This window comes from Aliiglaciecola sp. SL4 (assembly GCF_041538045.1).
Taxonomy (GTDB): domain Bacteria; phylum Pseudomonadota; class Gammaproteobacteria; order Enterobacterales; family Alteromonadaceae; genus Aliiglaciecola.
Genome location: NZ_JBGOSE010000006.1, coordinates 112,921 through 129,678, shown reverse-complemented (window position 1 = coordinate 129,678; position 16,758 = coordinate 112,921). Strand labels below are relative to the sequence as shown.

The following is a 16,758-nucleotide window of genomic DNA, read 5'->3' as shown; positions in this document are numbered from 1 at the left end:
AGACCCAAGGAGACTTAACATGAAAGACGTAGTTGTTATTGATTGCATTCGTACCCCTATGGGTCGTTCTAAAGGCGGTATTTTCCGTAACGTTCGAGCAGAAACTTTGTCTGCTCACCTAATGAGCAAATTGCTAGAGCGTAACCCTGGTGTTGACCCAAGTGAAATTGAAGACATCATTTGGGGATGTGTACAACAAACCAAAGAACAGGGTTTTAACGTTGCCCGTAATGCCCAACTATTAACCCAGATCCCACGTACAACAGCAGCTGTGACAGTTAACCGCTTATGTGGTTCTTCTATGCAGGCCTTACATGATGCGGCTAAAGGCATTATGACTGGCATGGGTGATGTTTATATGATTGGTGGTGTTGAGCACATGGGGCATGTTCCTATGAACTTTAACCTTGATTTTCACCCTGGGTTGGCAAAACACACAGCAAAAGCATCTGGCAACATGGGTATGACCGCTGAGCTACTAGGTAGACAAAACGGTATAACTCGTGAAATGCAAGACGCCTTTGGTGCTCGCTCACATCAATTAGCACATAAAGCGCACCTAGAAGGTCGCTGGAATGAGATTGTTGCCACTGAAGGCCACGACGCAAACGGTGTATTGAAACTGATTGATGCAGATGAAGTAATTCGCCCAGATTCTACCATTGAGACAATGGCGGCACTTCGTCCAGTATTTGATCCAGTAAACGGCACAGTGACCGCTGGTACTTCATCAGCAATATCTGATGGTGCTTCTGCTATGTTACTTATGTCTGCAGAACGCGCTAAGGCCCTTGGTTTAACGCCTCGCGCTAAGATTCGTTCTATGGCTGTGGCTGGATGTGATGCTGCAATTATGGGCTTTGGTCCAGTACCTGCAACCAAAAAAGCACTTAAACGTGCTGGCATGACTATGGATGATATTGAGTTGGCAGAATTCAATGAAGCCTTTGCTGCCCAAGCATTGTCATGTATCAAACAGTTAGGCTGGATCGATACATACGAAGACAAAGTTAACCTCAATGGTGGTGCAATTGCATTAGGCCACCCACTAGGTTGTTCAGGTTCACGTATCTCTACCACCTTGCTCAATCTAATGGAAGCTAACGACAAATCAGTTGGTTTAGCGACTATGTGTATTGGTCTTGGTCAAGGCATCGCTACTGTGTTTGAGCGGGTATAACCCACCTAAACAACATTTAGCATGCAGTTAAAAACACCTAATGGATCCTATCCATTGGGTGTTTTTATTTTTCTCTATTTATTGAATCAAACTTAGATGAGTTGCGGCTGTTTCAGTTTGCAAGCCATAATCACCCAACACATAAGTATAGCTGGCATCTGCGCTCCATATTAGACTGCTATGTATTCCCCCTCTGAACAAACCCCAATGCTACAAACGATCTGGTCAATATTGCTGTTAATGGAATACACTTTTGCGCCTAGCGGAGTGCCATAAAGGCCACCCAAAGCGCCGACAATACCCACAAAGGTATCAACGGTACTCGATATCGCCAACTTGGAAACCAGTTGAGCGGCTAAAGTCACGCCCATTGAGTGGCCAATAATATCAATATTACCGGTGCAAGATTGTGAAATGGCATCTCTGTGGCTATGGGTTATAGGAGATATATGTTAAAAACCGACTAAAAGTTATGCAGACTGAGCGTGACTAGACCCAAGCAGATTTAGCCGATGCGTTGGATGAATCTCGGCAGACCATAAACGCCATTGAAAAAGGTAAGTTTGATCCCAGTTTACCCTTTATTTAGCAGAACACACACTAAACCTAGATGTGCTCAGCAATTTGCCTAAGCACCAATAATGAGTTGGTGCTTACTTACAATAAACACACTGTTATAATAAATATTTTCTAAAAATATTAGATGATTAACTAAGATAAAGCGAGCTTAGCAGTACCGCCTTTATGATCAGAGAATACCACTAGATTTGGGACATAAACTTAGAATTCTGGGACAAATATAGTATTAAAATTAGGACCAAAAGTTGTAATTCTGGGACATTTTCCCATCAATCCCACCGCTAGTTACATCTAATCAACAGTCCATTTACCTTAGCGTAAAGAGTCGTAAAGAAAGCGATACTTTAGGTGCTCAATTTTCCACCACCCCATACACCCCCTAACCTTTCAAGCTGCGCTAATTACGGTACACTTGCGCCAAATTCCAAAGCCACCATTGAGAGAAGGAAACCCATCCGTTATGCCATTCCCTACACACCGATTCTACGAAGATGTTTTAGCACTTCTCAGTGCAGGTATATTCGTATCTTTAGGCGTTGTATTTTTTGGAACTCAGGGAATTTTAACCGGTGGCAGTGCAGGAATCGCAATCATAGGAACACATTTCGTACCCTTTAGTTTTGGTGCAGTGTTCTTTGTGGTTAACATACCTTTCTATTTTTTAGCTTGGACCAAGTTAAGCAAGCGTTTCACCATCAATACCTTTATTTCAGTCACTTTAGTCTCGCTGATGACAGAATACATGGACCATTTTATCGTCATTTCTGACCTCGATCCTGTGTTTGCCGCCACTGTGGGTGGCATGCTTATTGGGATTGGCATGTTGATCATGTTTAGACACAAATCAAGTTTAGGTGGGCTGGGTATTTTAGCTCTTTATCTGCAAAATAAATTTAACCTTAGAGCGGGTAATATTGGTTTAGTGGCGGATTGTATTATTCTAATGTCATCACTGTTAATGTTTGATTTTAACATAGTGGTATTGTCGGTATTAGGCGCAGTGACATTGAACATTTTAATTGCCGTCAATCACATTCCAGGTCGATATACAGCGACTAAAAAAGTTAAACAGCAACAACCTGAAGCGCCTGCTCAGCAAGAACTAATGTTTGACGAGTCGATACACACCTCAGGTAATTAAGGCTCTTATTTAGACCGCAAACAACTGTTGTAAGTCATTGAAGGCTTTAAACTCCAAAGCGTTGCCACTAGGGTCGAGAAAAAACATAGTCGCCTGCTCCCCCGCTTGTCCGGCAAAACGCACATAGGGCTTAATAATAAGTTCAGTATTATGCTGTTTCATTCGTTCTGCCAATATGTGCCAATCAGCCATGCTTAATACCACCCCAAAGTGAGGCACAGGAACAGATTTATCGTCCACCTCATTGGGTGTGGGCGTTGACGGCATTTTATCAACTAAATGAGTAACCAGTTGATGACCGTAAAAATTCCAGTCAATCCACTGTTCACTTTGTCGCCCTTTAGAGCACCCTAGCAGCTCGCCATAAAAGCGTTCGGCTTGTTGCAGATTATCTACCGGGATAGCCAAATGAAATGGGCGGATATCACTATTTGCCATTACAGAATCCTTTTTAACATGGACAATTTTAATTTACTGAAAGGGGGATAGCGTAAGCTCACGTCAAACTTGAAACTTCGTTCCATTACCGTTTTTAAGTGACTTAGGCGGTCGAAGCCAGAGCGACCATGATAACTCCCCATACCACTGTTACCGACACCACCAAAGGGTAAGTTAGGGTTCGTCATAAACATAAAACCATCGTTAACACACACGTTGCCAGCCGAGGTTTGATGTAAAACCTTTTGTGCATAGTCATCGTTATTTGTATAAACATACAAAGCCAGAGGCTTAGAACGCTGATTAACGAATGGAATCGCTTGATTAATGGAGTCTAAGGTAATAATAGGCAAAATTGGTCCAAATATTTCTTGCTGCATCAGCTCACTATCTAAAGACGGGTTTAACACCAAAGTGGGTTCGAAATAGCCGGTTTGCACATTTTGTCCGCCGCCAAACACCACATTTTGATTTTCTAAATAACTTCCTAAGCGTTGGAAATGTCGTTGATTGATAATTTTGCCATAATCTTCGCTGGTCTCTGCTGACTCTCCGTAAAAAGCCTGTATTTTCTTCTCAATAGCCACCAGCAATTGATCCGCTACGCTTTTATCAACCAAAATATAGTCGGGTGCCACACAGGTTTGCCCCGCATTCATCCATTTGCTCCACACGATCCTGGCGGCAGTCACATCAATATTCGCGGTATTATCGACAATACATGGACTCTTGCCCCCCAGCTCTAGGGTGACAGGTGTGAGATGTTTAGCCGCAGCCGACATCACAATTCTGCCCACAGCTTCTCCGCCAGTATAAAAGATATGATCAAATCGCTGGGCTAATAATTCGGTGGTTTCATCAACGGCCCCTTCCACTACGGCAAAGGCGTTCGTATCTAAGTACTCAGGAATAAGCTCTGCCAGCAGTTTCGACATTTGACTGGCTAATTCTGATGGTTTGAGCACCGCACAGTTACCTGCTGCTATTGCTGCCACCAGAGGAGCAAGTACTAACTGGAAAGGATAATTCCACGCACCAATGATTAGCACGGTTCCCAGCGGTTCTGGCAGAACATAGCTTTTACCCGGTTGCGCTCCCACAGGGGTGGATGTTTTACGGGGTTTCATCCATTTTTTCAAATGTTTAAGAGTGTGTTTTATATCGCTTAAAACAAAACCTAACTCAGATATCCAGGCTTCGGTTTTACACTTACCTAAATCCGCAGCTAAGGCTTCTAACAATAGGTTTTGTTTTTCATGGATTAACAATTCCAGTTGCTTGAGTTGTTCAACACGCCAGGCGTATTCTTTGCTGTAACCACTGGCAAAGACTTCACGTATAGCTGTAACTTTGTCTTCAATATCGGAAATTTGCTCAGTTGCAGTAGCATCTGGATTGCCCGTATTCATAAACACCTCTTAATAAGTTTCAAGTCCCTATTAGTACACATATAGTTATAACCCAATTATGCAATGATAATTATGAATTATTGTTAATCTTTACCCCATAAAAAAAGCCGCTTAAAAAGCGGCTTTTTAATACTAAGAATCAGCGGCTATGCAGAAAAAGGATGATTCAAAACAATAGTTTCGTTTCTATCAGGGCCCGTTGAAATAATATCAATAGGCACACCAGTAAGCTCTTCAAGACGCTTGATGTAATTTTTCGCCGCTTGGGGCAATCCATCATAACTGGTCACACCGTAAGAGTTTTCACTCCATCCTGGCATAGTTTCATACACTGGCTTGATAAGGTCATAATCATCAGCTGCCATAGGTGGTACATCTTTAATCGTGCCATCAGCGTGCTGATAACCGGTACAGATGCTTAATTCTTCTAAACCATCCAGAACGTCTAGTTTGGTCAAGCAGAAACCAGTAATAGAGTTGATTTGAACAGCACGTTTCATTGCGACAGCATCAAACCAACCAGTACGACGTTTACGACCTGTAGTGGCACCAAACTCATGACCTTTAATACCTAGATGTTGACCCACTTCACAATCCAACTCAGTTGGGAAAGGTCCAGAGCCAACACGAGTTGTATAAGCTTTTACAATACCAAGTACATAATCTAAGTTAAGAGGGCCGAAACCAGCGCCCGTTGCCACACCACCTACAGTTGTATTTGACGAAGTAACGTAGGGATAAGTTCCGTGGTCGATATCTAACAAGGTACCTTGTGCGCCTTCGAACATTATGGCATCGCCACGTAATCTTGCTTTGTCCAATACGTCAGTCACATCCACAACCATAGATTTTAAGATGTCAGCAACCGCAAGGGCATCTTTTAACACTGTGTCATAATCCACAGGGTCAACTTTATAGTAATTAGTCATTACGAAGTTATGGTACTCAAGAATTTCTTTTAATTTAACCGCGAAATCTTCAGCGTTAAATAAATCACCCACACGCAGCCCACGACGAGAGACCTTATCTTCATAAGCCGGTCCAATACCACGACCAGTAGTACCAATTGCTTTAGCACCACGAGCTTCTTCCCGCGCCATATCTAAAGCAATATGATAGGGAAGTATTAAAGGACAAGCTTCACTGATAACCAAGCGCTCTTTGACCGGAATGCCGCGATCTTGAAGCATTTTCATTTCTTTTAATAAAGCCTCGGGGCTTAGCACCACACCATTACCGATTACGCAGGTAACATTGTCACGCAAAACACCAGAAGGAATTAAATGCAGAACGGTTTTTTCGCCGTCGATTACGAGTGTGTGACCTGCATTGTGTCCGCCTTGATAACGGACCACATAGGTCGCTTTATCTGTGAGTAGATCTACTACTTTACCTTTACCCTCGTCACCCCATTGGGTGCCGAGCACTACAACATTTTTAGCCATTGAAGAAAACTGTCAGGAAATTAGGCGTGGATTCTACCAAAATTTGTGCTGATAAATCATCCGTTTTTTCAATTTCTGAGAGGTTTATTGCTAACTTATAGTAATTTGATAGGAAAAAGTGTTCTAGAGTTGGTTCACAAAACAGATTTATATATTGCTGGACAGGTTATTTTCCAACTAGGAAGAATAAACTCACGGCACCAATTATCACCATAACACCACCAATAGTGCGAAGCTGTTCACTTGGCTGAGATGCAATTTGATAAATATAACTTTTCCAACGTCTAGGGAACAACATAGGTCCAATCCCTTCAATCAAAAGTACAATTGAAAAAGCGATAAATATAGTAGTGCCCAAAGTCACATCCCTATGAGTATATTCAAGAGTTAAAAATTGACAGTATAGTGATTTTTAACTTTAAAAAAACACAGTGTCAATAATTTGCGACACTCAGTATGCCCTATATTGATAGAAATTGGTCACGCAACTCATAATAAATTGGAATTAAAAGTGATTTGATTATGCTTTTTGCTAATTGTTCGAAACGAGTTTATTTACCCCTTCAGGATTAAATTTATACCCTACTCCCCAAACAGTTTGTACTATCAGTGGCGTTGTAGCGTCTTGCTCTATTTTCGCGCGCAGACGATTAATATGGGAATTAACTGTATGTTCGTAGCCACTATGATGGTAACCCCAAACCGATTCCAGTAATTGGCTTCGACTGAACACTTGATTAGGATGGCTAGCTAAATGAAATAACAATTCAAATTCAGTGGCTGTGAGATCTAGCGGGGCATTGTCAAATAGCACTTGGTGATTTTTCTGATTAATCACTAAATTACCAATAGACAGTGTTTTTTCATTCTCAGGTTGGCTGTGGCGGCCTGCGTCTGCTAGAAGTGCAACTTTTCTGAGCTGTGAGCGCACTCTTGCTTGCAACTCTCTGACACTAAAAGGTTTCGTCATGTAGTCATCGGCACCTAACTCCAAACCCAGTACACGGTCAGTTTCAGAATTTTTCGCAGTTAACATGATAATGGCTTGTTGCGGTTTTTTATCCCTTACCTGACGACAAATATCTAAACCACTAATCTGCGGTAACATAACATCTAAAATCATCAGCGAATAATCTTCATTCAGTGCTGATTCTAAAGCAGCTTTACCGTTATCAATATGGGTTGTTTGAATTCCTAATTCGGACAAATTAAGTCGAATCAAGTTTGCAATATCCTTATCGTCTTCTACCAAAAGCACATTATCTGTCATATCAAATTACCTAAAAATACAGTTAACTCTAGCAACCCTCGATTAACTAAAGTTAACTGATTGTCGCCCGACTATTCGACCCGTGTCACACTAATAGTGATAACTGGGTTGTCGAATTTATGTTGTGAATCCAACACCGAAGAGGCTAAGTTATCTGATGAAGTTACCACACCCGGGTGAGCAGCTACAAAATCTACGTCATCGCGAACATCTTCAAAACCTACACCACCATCTGCTGGTCCAGGAATTGTTCCAGCAGCTTCAGAGTTCCCCTCGGTACCTGCATCATAGGCAGACATTGAGCTTTTCCATGAATCTCCAACCGCTAATTGAGACAAGTCCCAAGCATTAAGACCGGTAAAAGCATCATTTGTATTCACTAACATTGTCGCAACGGTTAGTTTGGCATCGGTAATATCTTCAATAGTTACTTCAAAGGTTTCATTACCGCCAGGTCCAATGGGAGCATCACCAGAAGCAGATGCTAACACAGCGGGTAGAGCAAGCAGACCTGAGTTATCTCCAGATTCAGCCATCGTTTCTAGTTCAACAGATGCTGACTCACCAATCATCCAGAACTTATCATCGCCGTGTAACATTACCGCAACCGGTGATAATGGCTGGCCATTAGTTAGGTTAGTTACTGTAACTTGATAAGTCACGTTAACTGGCACAGGTGTAACCGGCGTTTCAGGATCATCGTTATCATTGCAAGCGACCAATCCCAGTGAAAGTGAAGCGAGAATAGCTAAACGTAGTGGTTTATTTTTAAATAAGTGCAACATAACAGTCTCCTAGTTTACGGTTACTGTTACTTTGGCAACCGGATTTAACCAACGGTGAATACTATTCACAATATCACTGGTACCACCATTGGCTTGGTCATCACCGATATTACCGCGATGTATATGTACTGTTGCATTGGATTCTTCGCTAGTAACGCCAGAACCATCGCTGCCTAGAAGTGGATCAAGTGGTGGAGGTACAGGCATGCTAGTGCGCAGTTCATCATTTGCTTCTGTACCCGCATCATACGCATTTAGGTAGAAAGTATAAGTTCCAGCTTCGCTAGGAATTGACCAGTTGTCTAACCCAACAAAACCATCGTTTGACGGTAATATCATTGCGGTAATCGATAATACGGTATTGGAATCATCAGTTGTAAGAGCAGTGCTAGTAGACAATGAAGGCGCAAGTAGACCGCCTACTGGGTTTGCAACCATATTAGCATTAACGGATGTTCCAATAGTCATTAACCCATCTAAACTACCCATTTCAGCCATAGCTTCAATTTCAGCAGAGGCGGTTTCACCTAACTCAAACAAGCTCGCATCAGGTGTATGTGCCGCAATAAGCAAAGGGGTGAAGTAAATCCCCTGAGTAAGATTTTGGATTTCAACGGTAAGGTCGGCAGACCAGGCTGGTTGCATAGCAACGGTTAGTAGGCTAGCAGTTAGTATTTTAGTACTTGATTTCATAAATTTTCCTCGACAATAGTATTAGTTGACGAGGAAAATTGTGGACGGGAATTATCCCAAAAGTATCACGAAATAATGACGAAACCTTCAAATAGTCAAATCATGGAGAAAATATTCAAATAATTTGAGTTTTTATTCGAACCAAATAGTTTGTTTATTCTGCAAACACCACTGGAGCATATCTTCAACTTCTATTGGTCGACAAACATGATATCCCTGAACCCAATCACACCCCCATTGTTTTAATAAATTCAGGCTTTGCTGGTTTTCGACCCCTTCAGCAATAACTCCCAAATTAAAATTATGGGCAAGTTCTAAAATCGTTTGCACTATTTGCTGATCGCTACTTTGATCAACCAAGTTAAGTACAAAACTTTTATCAATTTTTAACTCTGAAACCGGTAATTGTTTTAAATAAGCTAGAGATGAATAACCGGTGCCAAAGTCGTCTATGGCTAATGAGAATCCCATATCTCTATAACGAGTTAATTCAGCCACTGCTTTATGCGGATCTGCAACTAAGTCGCTTTCGGTAATTTCAAAGGATAAACAACTGGCATTTACCCCATAACTCTTTAAATGTTCTTCGATAGTGTCTAACAGGCTGGTATTGAGAATATCTTTGGCGGATAGATTAATTGCTATGCAAATTTCCAAGCCGCTATCTAGCACTTTTTTAGCGTCGGCAATAGCAGTGCGAATAACAAAGTCTGTTACCTGACCAATCAAACCTGCGTGTTCCGCTATTCCAATGAATTCGTCTGGTGGTACAAACCCTAAACTTGCACTATTCCAACGAATTAATGCCTCGGCATGGGTTACCTGTCCCGACTTTAAATCGAGCTTCGGTTGGTAAACCATTTTTAACTCTGAGGTAGCAGAGACTAGGGCATGTTTTAATTCAGAGATGATAGCAAGTCTTCTGGTATATCGTTTTTCTATATCTTCTTGATAACTGATCATTAAATCCGATGAAGTCCGCGCTTCATCAAGGGTAATATTCAGACGTTTAAATACACTATCTGTATCTTCACAATCGTCTGGACAGGACAACACCCCCACTGCCAATTTAATATTCATCACTACATCACCGATCATAATCGGTTTCTCAATTTCTTTTTGAACCTGTTTTAATTTTTCTACAGACAAGATCGTATCTGGGATCCATAAAAACTCACCACCATTTAATCTTGCACTTTGACCACCAAGCTGTTTGATTCTGCTAGCAACCGCTTGCAGACAATTGTCACCATTTTGATAGCCAAATATGTCATTAACACCACGAAAACCTAGAATATTTGCGCCCACTATTTGAAACGCTTGTTGGCTTGCAAACTTCTCAGTAATCACATCTCTAATCTGATAACGATTTTGTAAATCGGTTAACAAATCATGACTAGCCTGATAACTAATTTGCTTTTGACGTTCATGAACGTTGGCTTGCATAGTTTGAAAAGACGTCGATAAATTATCAATTTCCACTGTATTAGACTTTATATCCACCGGTTCTTCATAATTTCCGGCGGCAATTTTTTGCGCAACAAGTGATAACTTACCTAGGGGTTTCGATAGCTGTCGCGCCACCACAGCACCAAGAAATAAAGCCAAAAGTACACTTAATAATGCAATCACGCTTACTTTAATCTGCAATTGATTAAATTCACCGAATAACCGTTCAGAATCCTCTGACATCATTGCCCATATTTGACCGTTTTCTCGCTCTTTCAACAAGAATGATTTAGATATGAATTGGTGTTCTGGCAAGAAAGACAATTTAAACCATGATATGTTCTGGTTTTCCAACATAACACTAGCGTCAATAGACTCTGGATCTAAGGTGGATGTAGTGAAGACTTGCTGTTGATTACGAAGAACTTTGATAGTGGCATCTAACTGCGTAATACTTTTCATTAAATCCAGTAGTTCTCGATCTATTTCGAAACCTACCATAGCTAATGCTGGCGCACCTGGCACTCTGACTCGCAATAAGATTGCTTGATATAATTTGTCGTTTATTAGCAAAATTTCACTCGTCCCACCTTTAACTACAGCTTGTTCTATAAACTGTGTAAAGGGAAACTCATTGCCTATGGTTAAACTGTCTGATGTACTGTTGGTAATGGTGCCATCAAGAGAAATCAGCGCCATTAAATCAGCTGAAATACGTTTTCCATGATTCACTAAAACACTATCGATAGTAGGGCTATCTTGACTCCCAATAGCAGCTTTAAAGCCGTAATCTGAGGTGAGCACATCCGCTAAATCAATTAACTGGGTTTCTCGGGCATCAAGTACCTGAGTGAACACCGACTCGGCGACTTTTAGGTCATTGGCTAATTGCAACTTAGCCTGATCGATGGTCGATATCCATACGTTAGTTAATATGGCAATCGCACATAACAAAACCAATCCACTTGATAACCTAAAAATATGTTGTTTTAACGATTTACCTGACATCAATTAACCATTTTCTAAACTTTTCAAAAGCAAAGGTATCTGATGATACCTTTGCCTTATTTAATAAATAATAAGTAGTTGCAACCGTGTTTTGAACACACCAATCACGTTACAATACCACTCTATGTGCTTGCTGAAGGATAAGACTCTACGCCATTTAACGCTCAGTGTGTATTACCCATTCAAGTTAAGCAAATACTCTTCACCGGGATTGACCACTAAACGTCCACTCATTGCCTCTCGACCTAACAACATGAGGTAGGTCATTTCCGAACGATCCGTGAGGCTCAGTTGAATTTTCCAAGACTGGCCTGCTATTTCCAGCAGGGTTTCAATTAAATACCGACGTTCGCGGGTCGCAGTAGAACTTTTTATCTTGCGCACGGCTGCTACTTTCGCTTCACGTCGAACGATTTCATTTACATCATGAATATCGGGGTGAATATTGAAGCTCACCCAAGTTTCACCGTCTTTTTCGAACTCTTCAATATCATCCACATGCAAAGAGGAGGTTGTCGCTCCCGTATCTACCCGCATAGTTAAATTTTGAATGGTCAGTTCTGGTAAATTACATAGCTCTAATGCGCCGATAACTGGCATATTTTGATAAATTTGCACTTTTAAGGTTCCCATTTAATAAACCATGGGCACTTCGCCCAGTACCAAGTTATCTTGCAACATTTCAACGTTTTCAGCCACGCTATCTGGCTGTTTAAAATAAGCGATGTGATACATAGCTTCGCCTTCTTGAGCCAGTGGAATATTTTGTTTGCCGATGACAATTCCTTCTGCTGGGCATAACAGCATACCCAACTCGTTACCAAATGGGTCAGCGATTCTGGCCAAAGGGTCGCCTTTTTCCACATGATCCCCCAACTGGGCAACATGCTGAACAAAACCACTTTCATGGGCTCTTACCCAGCCACTTTGGCGAGCAATAAAAGGCTCTATAGTATGCTCTTTTTTCGAGCTGCTTTTATTCAACATGCCGATGTCTCGCATAATGTTGATAATACCTTTGACGCCCGCACGAATAGAAAACTCATCGTAGCGAAGGGCTTGGCCAGCTTCATACAAAACCACCTTTACTCCTAGATCGGCCGCAGCTTGACGCAAAGAACCATCACGGATGTCGGCGTTAAGCATTACCGGCAAACCAAATGCTTTGCACATATTTAAGGTTTCTGGGTCGTCCAGATCTGCTCTCACCTGAGGTAAATTACTTCGGTGGATAGCGCCAGTATGTAGATCAATTCCTACATCACACTTGGCCACAATTTCTTTCAAAAAGGTGTGAGCAATACGACCTGCTAATGAGCCTTTTTTACTGCCGGGGAAACTACGGTTCAAGTCTCGTCTATCGGGTAAATAACGGCTTTGGTTTAGCACCCCATACACATTCACCATAGGCACCGCAATTAAGGTCCCTCGCAAGTTTTTAATGGAACGATTTCTAATTAAGCGACCAACAATTTCAATCCCATTTAATTCATCACCATGAATAGCAGCGCTAACAAAAATAGTGGGGCCAGGTCTTCTGCCTCGTTGCACATACACTGGAATAGACATGTTGGTATCGGTATATAGGGGCGGCATTTCAATATGTACATGCTTTTTCTCCCCTGCCCGTATTGCTACGCCGCCAATAATAAGGTCGTCCATTAGCCTTTACCCTTGGTTTTCGTGCGATTGGGTTTAGCGTTGTTTTCGAGAAATGTAATGATCATGCCAGCTACATCTTTACCAGTGGCCTTTTCAATACCTTCTAACCCTGGAGACGAGTTAACCTCCATCACCACTGGGCCATTATTGGAGCGCAATAAATCTACCCCACACATATTTAAGCCCATGGTTTTTGCCGCATCTACCGCTGTTTTGCGCTCTTCAGGAGAAAGCCTCACAACCGTTGCTGTGCCTCCTCGGTGCAAATTAGAGCGAAACTCACCATCGGCGGCTTGACGTTTCATAGCCGCAATAACTTTTCCACCGACCACTAAACAGCGTATATCTGAACCTCCAGCTTCTTCAATAAATTCTTGCACCAAGATGCTGGCGTTAAGCCCCATGAAGGCTTCAATAATAGATTCAGCGGCTTTTTGAGTTTCCGCTAGCACCACACCAATTCCTTGAGTGCCCTCTAATAACTTGATCACTACCGGAGCTCCGCCTACGTTTTTAATCAAATCATCAATTTTATCTGGATGGTTAGCAAAACCAGTCCGTGGCATTCCAATCCCTTTACGAGATAACAATTGCAGTGAGCGTAGCTTGTCTCTAGAGCGACTAATTGCAACAGATTCATTGATGGAAAATGTCCCCATCATTTCAAACTGTCTAACTACCGAAGTACCGTAAAAGGTTACAGACGCACCTATCCGCGGAATAACCGCATCATATTGAGGTAAGGCGCTTCCTTTGTAACGCACCGAAGGTCGACTGCTAGTGACGTCCATATAACAATGCATGGTATCGATGATATCGACAGTGTGCCCTAGGGACTCGCCGGCTTCTTTGAGCCTTCTAGTCGAATAGAGGTTAGGATTTCGCGATAAAATTGCGATACGCATTGTAAAACTCCGTATGATAAAATGGGCTGCATAGTACTGGCCTTTAGGTAAACCACAAAGCTATTTTTGAGGAATATTTGTGCAATTTAATTTGCGACATTAGGTATCAAAAGAATAGCCTCTGATTCGTTAATTTGCATACTGTTATAAACTGTTTTAAATAAACGTTTTGTACTCATTCTCTGTCTACTGTAGCCTAGCAAATAATATTTCTTCAGCTCTGCAAAAACACCGGTTTGCAGCAACCAAGGACACTCCATTCTGAGCATGATCGAATTGATTTACCAACATCGTTTAATTTCCACTTTGGCCGTTGCCATAGTGATGATTTCGTTCAAATATTCGTTAGTCAGCCTAGTGCGCAAACGAGCGAAGAAAAAAGGACTAGATAAGCGTTATTTGGTGAGTAATATTAAAAACTTGCTGAACTTCATAATGATAGTGCTATTGCTCAGCTTTTGGATAGACGAAATTCAAAACTTTGCGCTTTCTATCGCTGCCTTTGCGGTGGCAATTGTGATTGCAACCAGGGAGTTTATTCAATGCATTATTGGCTTCTTTTATGTGATGTCTACTCGCCCGTTTAGAATTGGTGATTGGATTCAAGTGGATGGTTTTGCCGGTGAAGTATCGGCTATAGACTGGGTAAAAACGACTATGTTAGAAGTCGACATTGACCGCTACCAATATTCAGGTAAAACCCTCTATGTTCCGAATAACAGGTTGATCAGTAGCCCCATCAAAAATCTGAATTTTTTGAAACGCTATGTAACCCATCACTTCACTATTACTCGGGATGAAGATATCAATCCATATTTAATCATTGATAATTTGCGCGAAAAAGCTAAACATCAATGTGCAGACTTCTATGATGTCGCCACCCGTTACAATCAAATTATCGAACGACGCCTAGATGTCACCATTCCAGGTCCCGAACCTGTGATAGAAGTGTCTACAAATAATGTGGGACATACCGAAATCCGTTGTACTATTTTTTGTCCTACAGAAAGAGCCATAGAAATAGAACAAAAAATCATGCAAGAGTTTATGCAATTATGGTTTATTGAATTCGATAAACTTCAACATCCCAATAAATAACTGAGAATCTAAATTAACAGCTGGATTCTGGTTGTTCGATTATACTCAACACTTTACTTTGCTTTGCGCATGGGCTCACAATACATGTGGAACTTGGTTAGCACATTTGCAGGGCTATAACTTTTGCTTAACAGGGTAAAAACTGGTGACTAAGCGGGCAATATAGAGGTATAGAAGTAAGCCTCACAGAGCTTGAAAAGTGATATACCACTTATCTTAACCAAATTAATCTGATTATAAGAGCATAAGCAACGTTAACGTTTTCAGCCACGTACACAATAGCGCTAAAAACTAAGGTAGAGGCAGAATGTCAGAGCAAATTTCCGATTTAATCCACGAAGCAGTCAATCTCGATGATGAATCTGACAGCGAGTCGTTGCATAGTAAAATAGCCGTTCAGGACGAAGCCGATATAGCGCTGTTGTTAGAGTCTTTACCTCTAGAACAACGTTTAAGTGCATGGCATGCATTACCTCGCCATAAACAACTCGATGTTTTGGTAGAAATGCGTGGCGATCCACGAGAAACCTTGCTAGCAGCCACACCAGATGAAGAACTAGAAGCCCTATTTACGGATGTTGATGCGGAAAGCTTACTAGAATTATCAGACTCTTTACATAGCCGTTTGTTGGATCTTGCCCTAGCGGCCATGGATAAAAAACAACGGCAATTGTACGAAGGTGCAAATCAATATCCTGAGGAACAAATAGGCCACTGGCGCAATTCAGAAAACCTAATTTTACCTTTATCTGCCAAGGTCAGCGATGCAAAACGCTTTTTACGACGGGAAATTCCAGATTACGCAGACTGTATTTATTTAGTTAATAGAGCAGGACAATATTCTGAAGCCGTGAAGCTTTTCAAAATTTACTCGACGCCTGAACACACACATTTAGCAGATATTGCCGAGGATGACATTACCATTTTGAAAGCCAGTGATGATTGCAATAGTGCAGCATTAAACGTTCAACGTTCGGGTTACACGAGCTTACCATTAGTTGATGAAAACTTTCAGTTCTTAGGGCGTGTGGATATTGGTGCCGCTTGTGAATTACTGAATGAATCGTACGAGCGTCAACTGATGGCCAGTGCCGGTATGGATGAAGACGAGGATCTTTTTTCTTCGGTGCAAAAAAGTGCCAAGAACCGTGCGTTATGGTTAGGAATTAATTTACTTACCGCCTTTTTAGCGTCTTGGTTTATTGGTTTATTTGAAGCAACCTTGCAACAAGTTGTGGCCCTTGCGGTCTTAATGCCCGTAGTAGCCAGTATGGGGGGGATTGCTGGGAGTCAAACTTTAACCTTGATTATTCGTGGCTTGGCCCTTAAGCAGGTCAATGCGGCAAATTTAAAAGCGCTTTTAATCAAAGAACTCAAAGTTGGTGGACTAAACGGCATAATTTGGGCCATTGTTATAGCTTCAGTTGCCTCCTATTGGTTTGGCAGCGCTATGTTAGGGTTGGTTATCGGCAGTGCAATTTTAGTCAATATATGTGTGGCAGCTTTGGCTGGCGTGGGCGTTCCCGTGTTATTGGATAAGTTAAAATTAGATCCTGCGTTATCCGGCTCAGTCATTTTAACCACTGTCACTGACATTGTTGGTTTTGTGGCTTTTCTTGGTTTAGGTGCGCTCTTTTTACTCTGATAACTTAGACGTCTTTTATTTTGTCACGAATTTTGCTTATGCATAGTGTTG

16 protein-coding genes and 1 pseudogene are annotated in these 16,758 nt (G+C 41.6%); 5 read left to right on the top strand and 12 right to left on the bottom strand.

All coding sequences use genetic code 11. The features are described from left to right. The first annotated feature begins 19 nt into the window (after positions 1-19). Positions 20-1,180, top strand: a complete 1,161-nt coding sequence (gene fadA / locus AB6T38_RS10780; RefSeq protein WP_372547326.1) for an acetyl-CoA C-acyltransferase FadA — start codon at positions 20-22, stop codon at positions 1,178-1,180. Positions 1,181-1,350: 170 nt separating this feature from the next. Here the strand turns inward: fadA and AB6T38_RS10775 are convergent, their stop codons facing one another. Continuing rightward, entirely contained in the window at positions 1,351-1,551 is a 201-nt protein-coding gene (locus AB6T38_RS10775) for a hypothetical protein (protein WP_372547325.1), read from the bottom strand. Positions 1,552-1,652: 101 nt separating this feature from the next. On the opposite strand from AB6T38_RS10775, the pseudogene AB6T38_RS10770 reads away from it, so the two are divergent. Together AB6T38_RS10770 and AB6T38_RS10765 are read left to right on the top strand one after the other, a co-directional pair. Continuing rightward, positions 1,653-1,760 (top strand): annotated as a pseudogene (locus AB6T38_RS10770) (helix-turn-helix transcriptional regulator); the annotation flags it as partial. A gap of 459 nt (positions 1,761-2,219) precedes the next feature. Continuing rightward, positions 2,220-2,900, top strand: a complete 681-nt coding sequence (locus tag AB6T38_RS10765; RefSeq protein ID WP_372547324.1) for a YitT family protein — start codon at positions 2,220-2,222, stop codon at positions 2,898-2,900. A gap of 9 nt (positions 2,901-2,909) precedes the next feature. On the opposite strand, the gene AB6T38_RS10760 is transcribed toward AB6T38_RS10765, so the two are convergent. The 11 genes from AB6T38_RS10760 to rimK all read right to left on the bottom strand — a co-directional run bounded on the left by AB6T38_RS10760 (position 2,910) and on the right by rimK (position 13,964). Further along, a complete protein-coding gene (locus AB6T38_RS10760) occupies positions 2,910-3,338 on the bottom strand; it encodes a VOC family protein (RefSeq protein WP_372547323.1) in 429 nt (142 codons plus the stop codon). Further along, entirely contained in the window at positions 3,338-4,747 is a 1,410-nt protein-coding gene (locus AB6T38_RS10755; RefSeq protein ID WP_372547322.1) for an aldehyde dehydrogenase family protein, read from the bottom strand. Before AB6T38_RS10755 ends, AB6T38_RS10760 begins: the two co-directional genes overlap by 1 nt. Positions 4,748-4,893: 146 nt before the next feature. Next, complete coding sequence (locus AB6T38_RS10750) at positions 4,894-6,192, bottom strand: adenylosuccinate synthase (protein ID WP_372547321.1); 1,299 nt, start codon at positions 6,190-6,192, stop codon at positions 4,894-4,896. 166 nt (positions 6,193-6,358) lie between these two features. Further along, entirely contained in the window at positions 6,359-6,550 is a 192-nt protein-coding gene (locus tag AB6T38_RS10745; RefSeq protein WP_372547320.1) for a DUF2065 domain-containing protein, read from the bottom strand. A gap of 174 nt (positions 6,551-6,724) precedes the next feature. Further along, on the bottom strand, positions 6,725-7,462 hold the full coding sequence (locus tag AB6T38_RS10740) for a response regulator (protein ID WP_372547319.1): 738 nt from the start codon (positions 7,460-7,462) through the stop codon (positions 6,725-6,727). 71 nt (positions 7,463-7,533) lie between these two features. Then, positions 7,534-8,247, bottom strand: a complete 714-nt coding sequence (locus AB6T38_RS10735) for a spondin domain-containing protein (protein WP_372547318.1) — start codon at positions 8,245-8,247, stop codon at positions 7,534-7,536. Positions 8,248-8,256: 9 nt separating this feature from the next. Next, positions 8,257-8,940, bottom strand: coding sequence for a spondin domain-containing protein (locus AB6T38_RS10730; protein WP_372547317.1), 684 nt, complete (start codon positions 8,938-8,940; stop codon positions 8,257-8,259). 132 nt (positions 8,941-9,072) lie between these two features. Beyond that, positions 9,073-11,397, bottom strand: coding sequence for an EAL domain-containing protein (locus AB6T38_RS10725; protein WP_372547316.1), 2,325 nt, complete (start codon positions 11,395-11,397; stop codon positions 9,073-9,075). A gap of 174 nt (positions 11,398-11,571) precedes the next feature. After that, the gene (locus AB6T38_RS10720) at positions 11,572-12,030 is read right to left on the bottom strand and encodes an ATP-dependent zinc protease (protein WP_372547315.1); all 459 of its coding nucleotides are present in this window, start codon (positions 12,028-12,030) and stop codon (positions 11,572-11,574) included. Then, positions 12,031-13,059 carry a succinylglutamate desuccinylase/aspartoacylase family protein gene (locus tag AB6T38_RS10715; protein ID WP_372547314.1) on the bottom strand — a complete coding sequence of 343 codons (1,029 nt, stop codon included), beginning with the start codon at positions 13,057-13,059 and terminating at the stop codon, positions 12,031-12,033. Beyond that, a complete protein-coding gene (rimK, locus tag AB6T38_RS10710) occupies positions 13,059-13,964 on the bottom strand; it encodes a 30S ribosomal protein S6--L-glutamate ligase (protein WP_348491287.1) in 906 nt (301 codons plus the stop codon). Before rimK ends, AB6T38_RS10715 begins: the two co-directional genes overlap by 1 nt. 267 nt (positions 13,965-14,231) lie before the next feature. Here rimK and AB6T38_RS10705 point away from each other — a divergent pair, with 267 nt between their 5' ends. Both AB6T38_RS10705 and AB6T38_RS10700 read left to right on the top strand, forming a co-directional pair. Further along, positions 14,232-15,062 (top strand): mechanosensitive ion channel family protein, encoded by an 831-nt coding sequence (locus AB6T38_RS10705; protein WP_372547313.1) that lies wholly within the window; start codon positions 14,232-14,234, stop codon positions 15,060-15,062. A gap of 307 nt (positions 15,063-15,369) precedes the next feature. Continuing rightward, on the top strand, positions 15,370-16,707 hold the full coding sequence (locus AB6T38_RS10700; RefSeq protein ID WP_372547312.1) for a magnesium transporter: 1,338 nt from the start codon (positions 15,370-15,372) through the stop codon (positions 16,705-16,707). Positions 16,708-16,758: the final 51 nt, after the last annotated feature.

Excerpts from the sequence above, each read along its gene's own strand:
- AB6T38_RS10750 (WP_372547321.1), bottom strand. The coding sequence starts at position 6,192 with ATGGCTAAAAATGTTGTAGTGCTCGGCACCCAATGGGGTGACGAGGGT.
- AB6T38_RS10730 (WP_372547317.1), bottom strand. The coding sequence starts at position 8,940 with ATGAAATCAAGTACTAAAATACTAACTGCTAGCCTACTAACCGTTGCT.
- AB6T38_RS10775 (WP_372547325.1), bottom strand. The coding sequence starts at position 1,551 with ATGGGCGTGACTTTAGCCGCTCAACTGGTTTCCAAGTTGGCGATATCG.
- AB6T38_RS10740 (WP_372547319.1), bottom strand. The coding sequence starts at position 7,462 with ATGACAGATAATGTGCTTTTGGTAGAAGACGATAAGGATATTGCAAAC.
- AB6T38_RS10725 (WP_372547316.1), bottom strand. The coding sequence starts at position 11,397 with ATGTCAGGTAAATCGTTAAAACAACATATTTTTAGGTTATCAAGTGGA.
- rimK (WP_348491287.1), bottom strand. The coding sequence starts at position 13,964 with ATGCGTATCGCAATTTTATCGCGAAATCCTAACCTCTATTCGACTAGA.
- fadA (WP_372547326.1), top strand. The coding sequence starts at position 20 with ATGAAAGACGTAGTTGTTATTGATTGCATTCGTACCCCTATGGGTCGT.
- AB6T38_RS10735 (WP_372547318.1), bottom strand. The coding sequence starts at position 8,247 with ATGTTGCACTTATTTAAAAATAAACCACTACGTTTAGCTATTCTCGCT.
- AB6T38_RS10760 (WP_372547323.1), bottom strand. The coding sequence starts at position 3,338 with ATGGCAAATAGTGATATCCGCCCATTTCATTTGGCTATCCCGGTAGAT.
- AB6T38_RS10700 (WP_372547312.1), top strand. The coding sequence starts at position 15,370 with ATGTCAGAGCAAATTTCCGATTTAATCCACGAAGCAGTCAATCTCGAT.
- AB6T38_RS10765 (WP_372547324.1), top strand. The coding sequence starts at position 2,220 with ATGCCATTCCCTACACACCGATTCTACGAAGATGTTTTAGCACTTCTC.
- AB6T38_RS10705 (WP_372547313.1), top strand. The coding sequence starts at position 14,232 with ATGATCGAATTGATTTACCAACATCGTTTAATTTCCACTTTGGCCGTT.
- AB6T38_RS10755 (WP_372547322.1), bottom strand. The coding sequence starts at position 4,747 with ATGAATACGGGCAATCCAGATGCTACTGCAACTGAGCAAATTTCCGAT.
- AB6T38_RS10720 (WP_372547315.1), bottom strand. The coding sequence starts at position 12,030 with ATGGGAACCTTAAAAGTGCAAATTTATCAAAATATGCCAGTTATCGGC.
- AB6T38_RS10715 (WP_372547314.1), bottom strand. The coding sequence starts at position 13,059 with ATGGACGACCTTATTATTGGCGGCGTAGCAATACGGGCAGGGGAGAAA.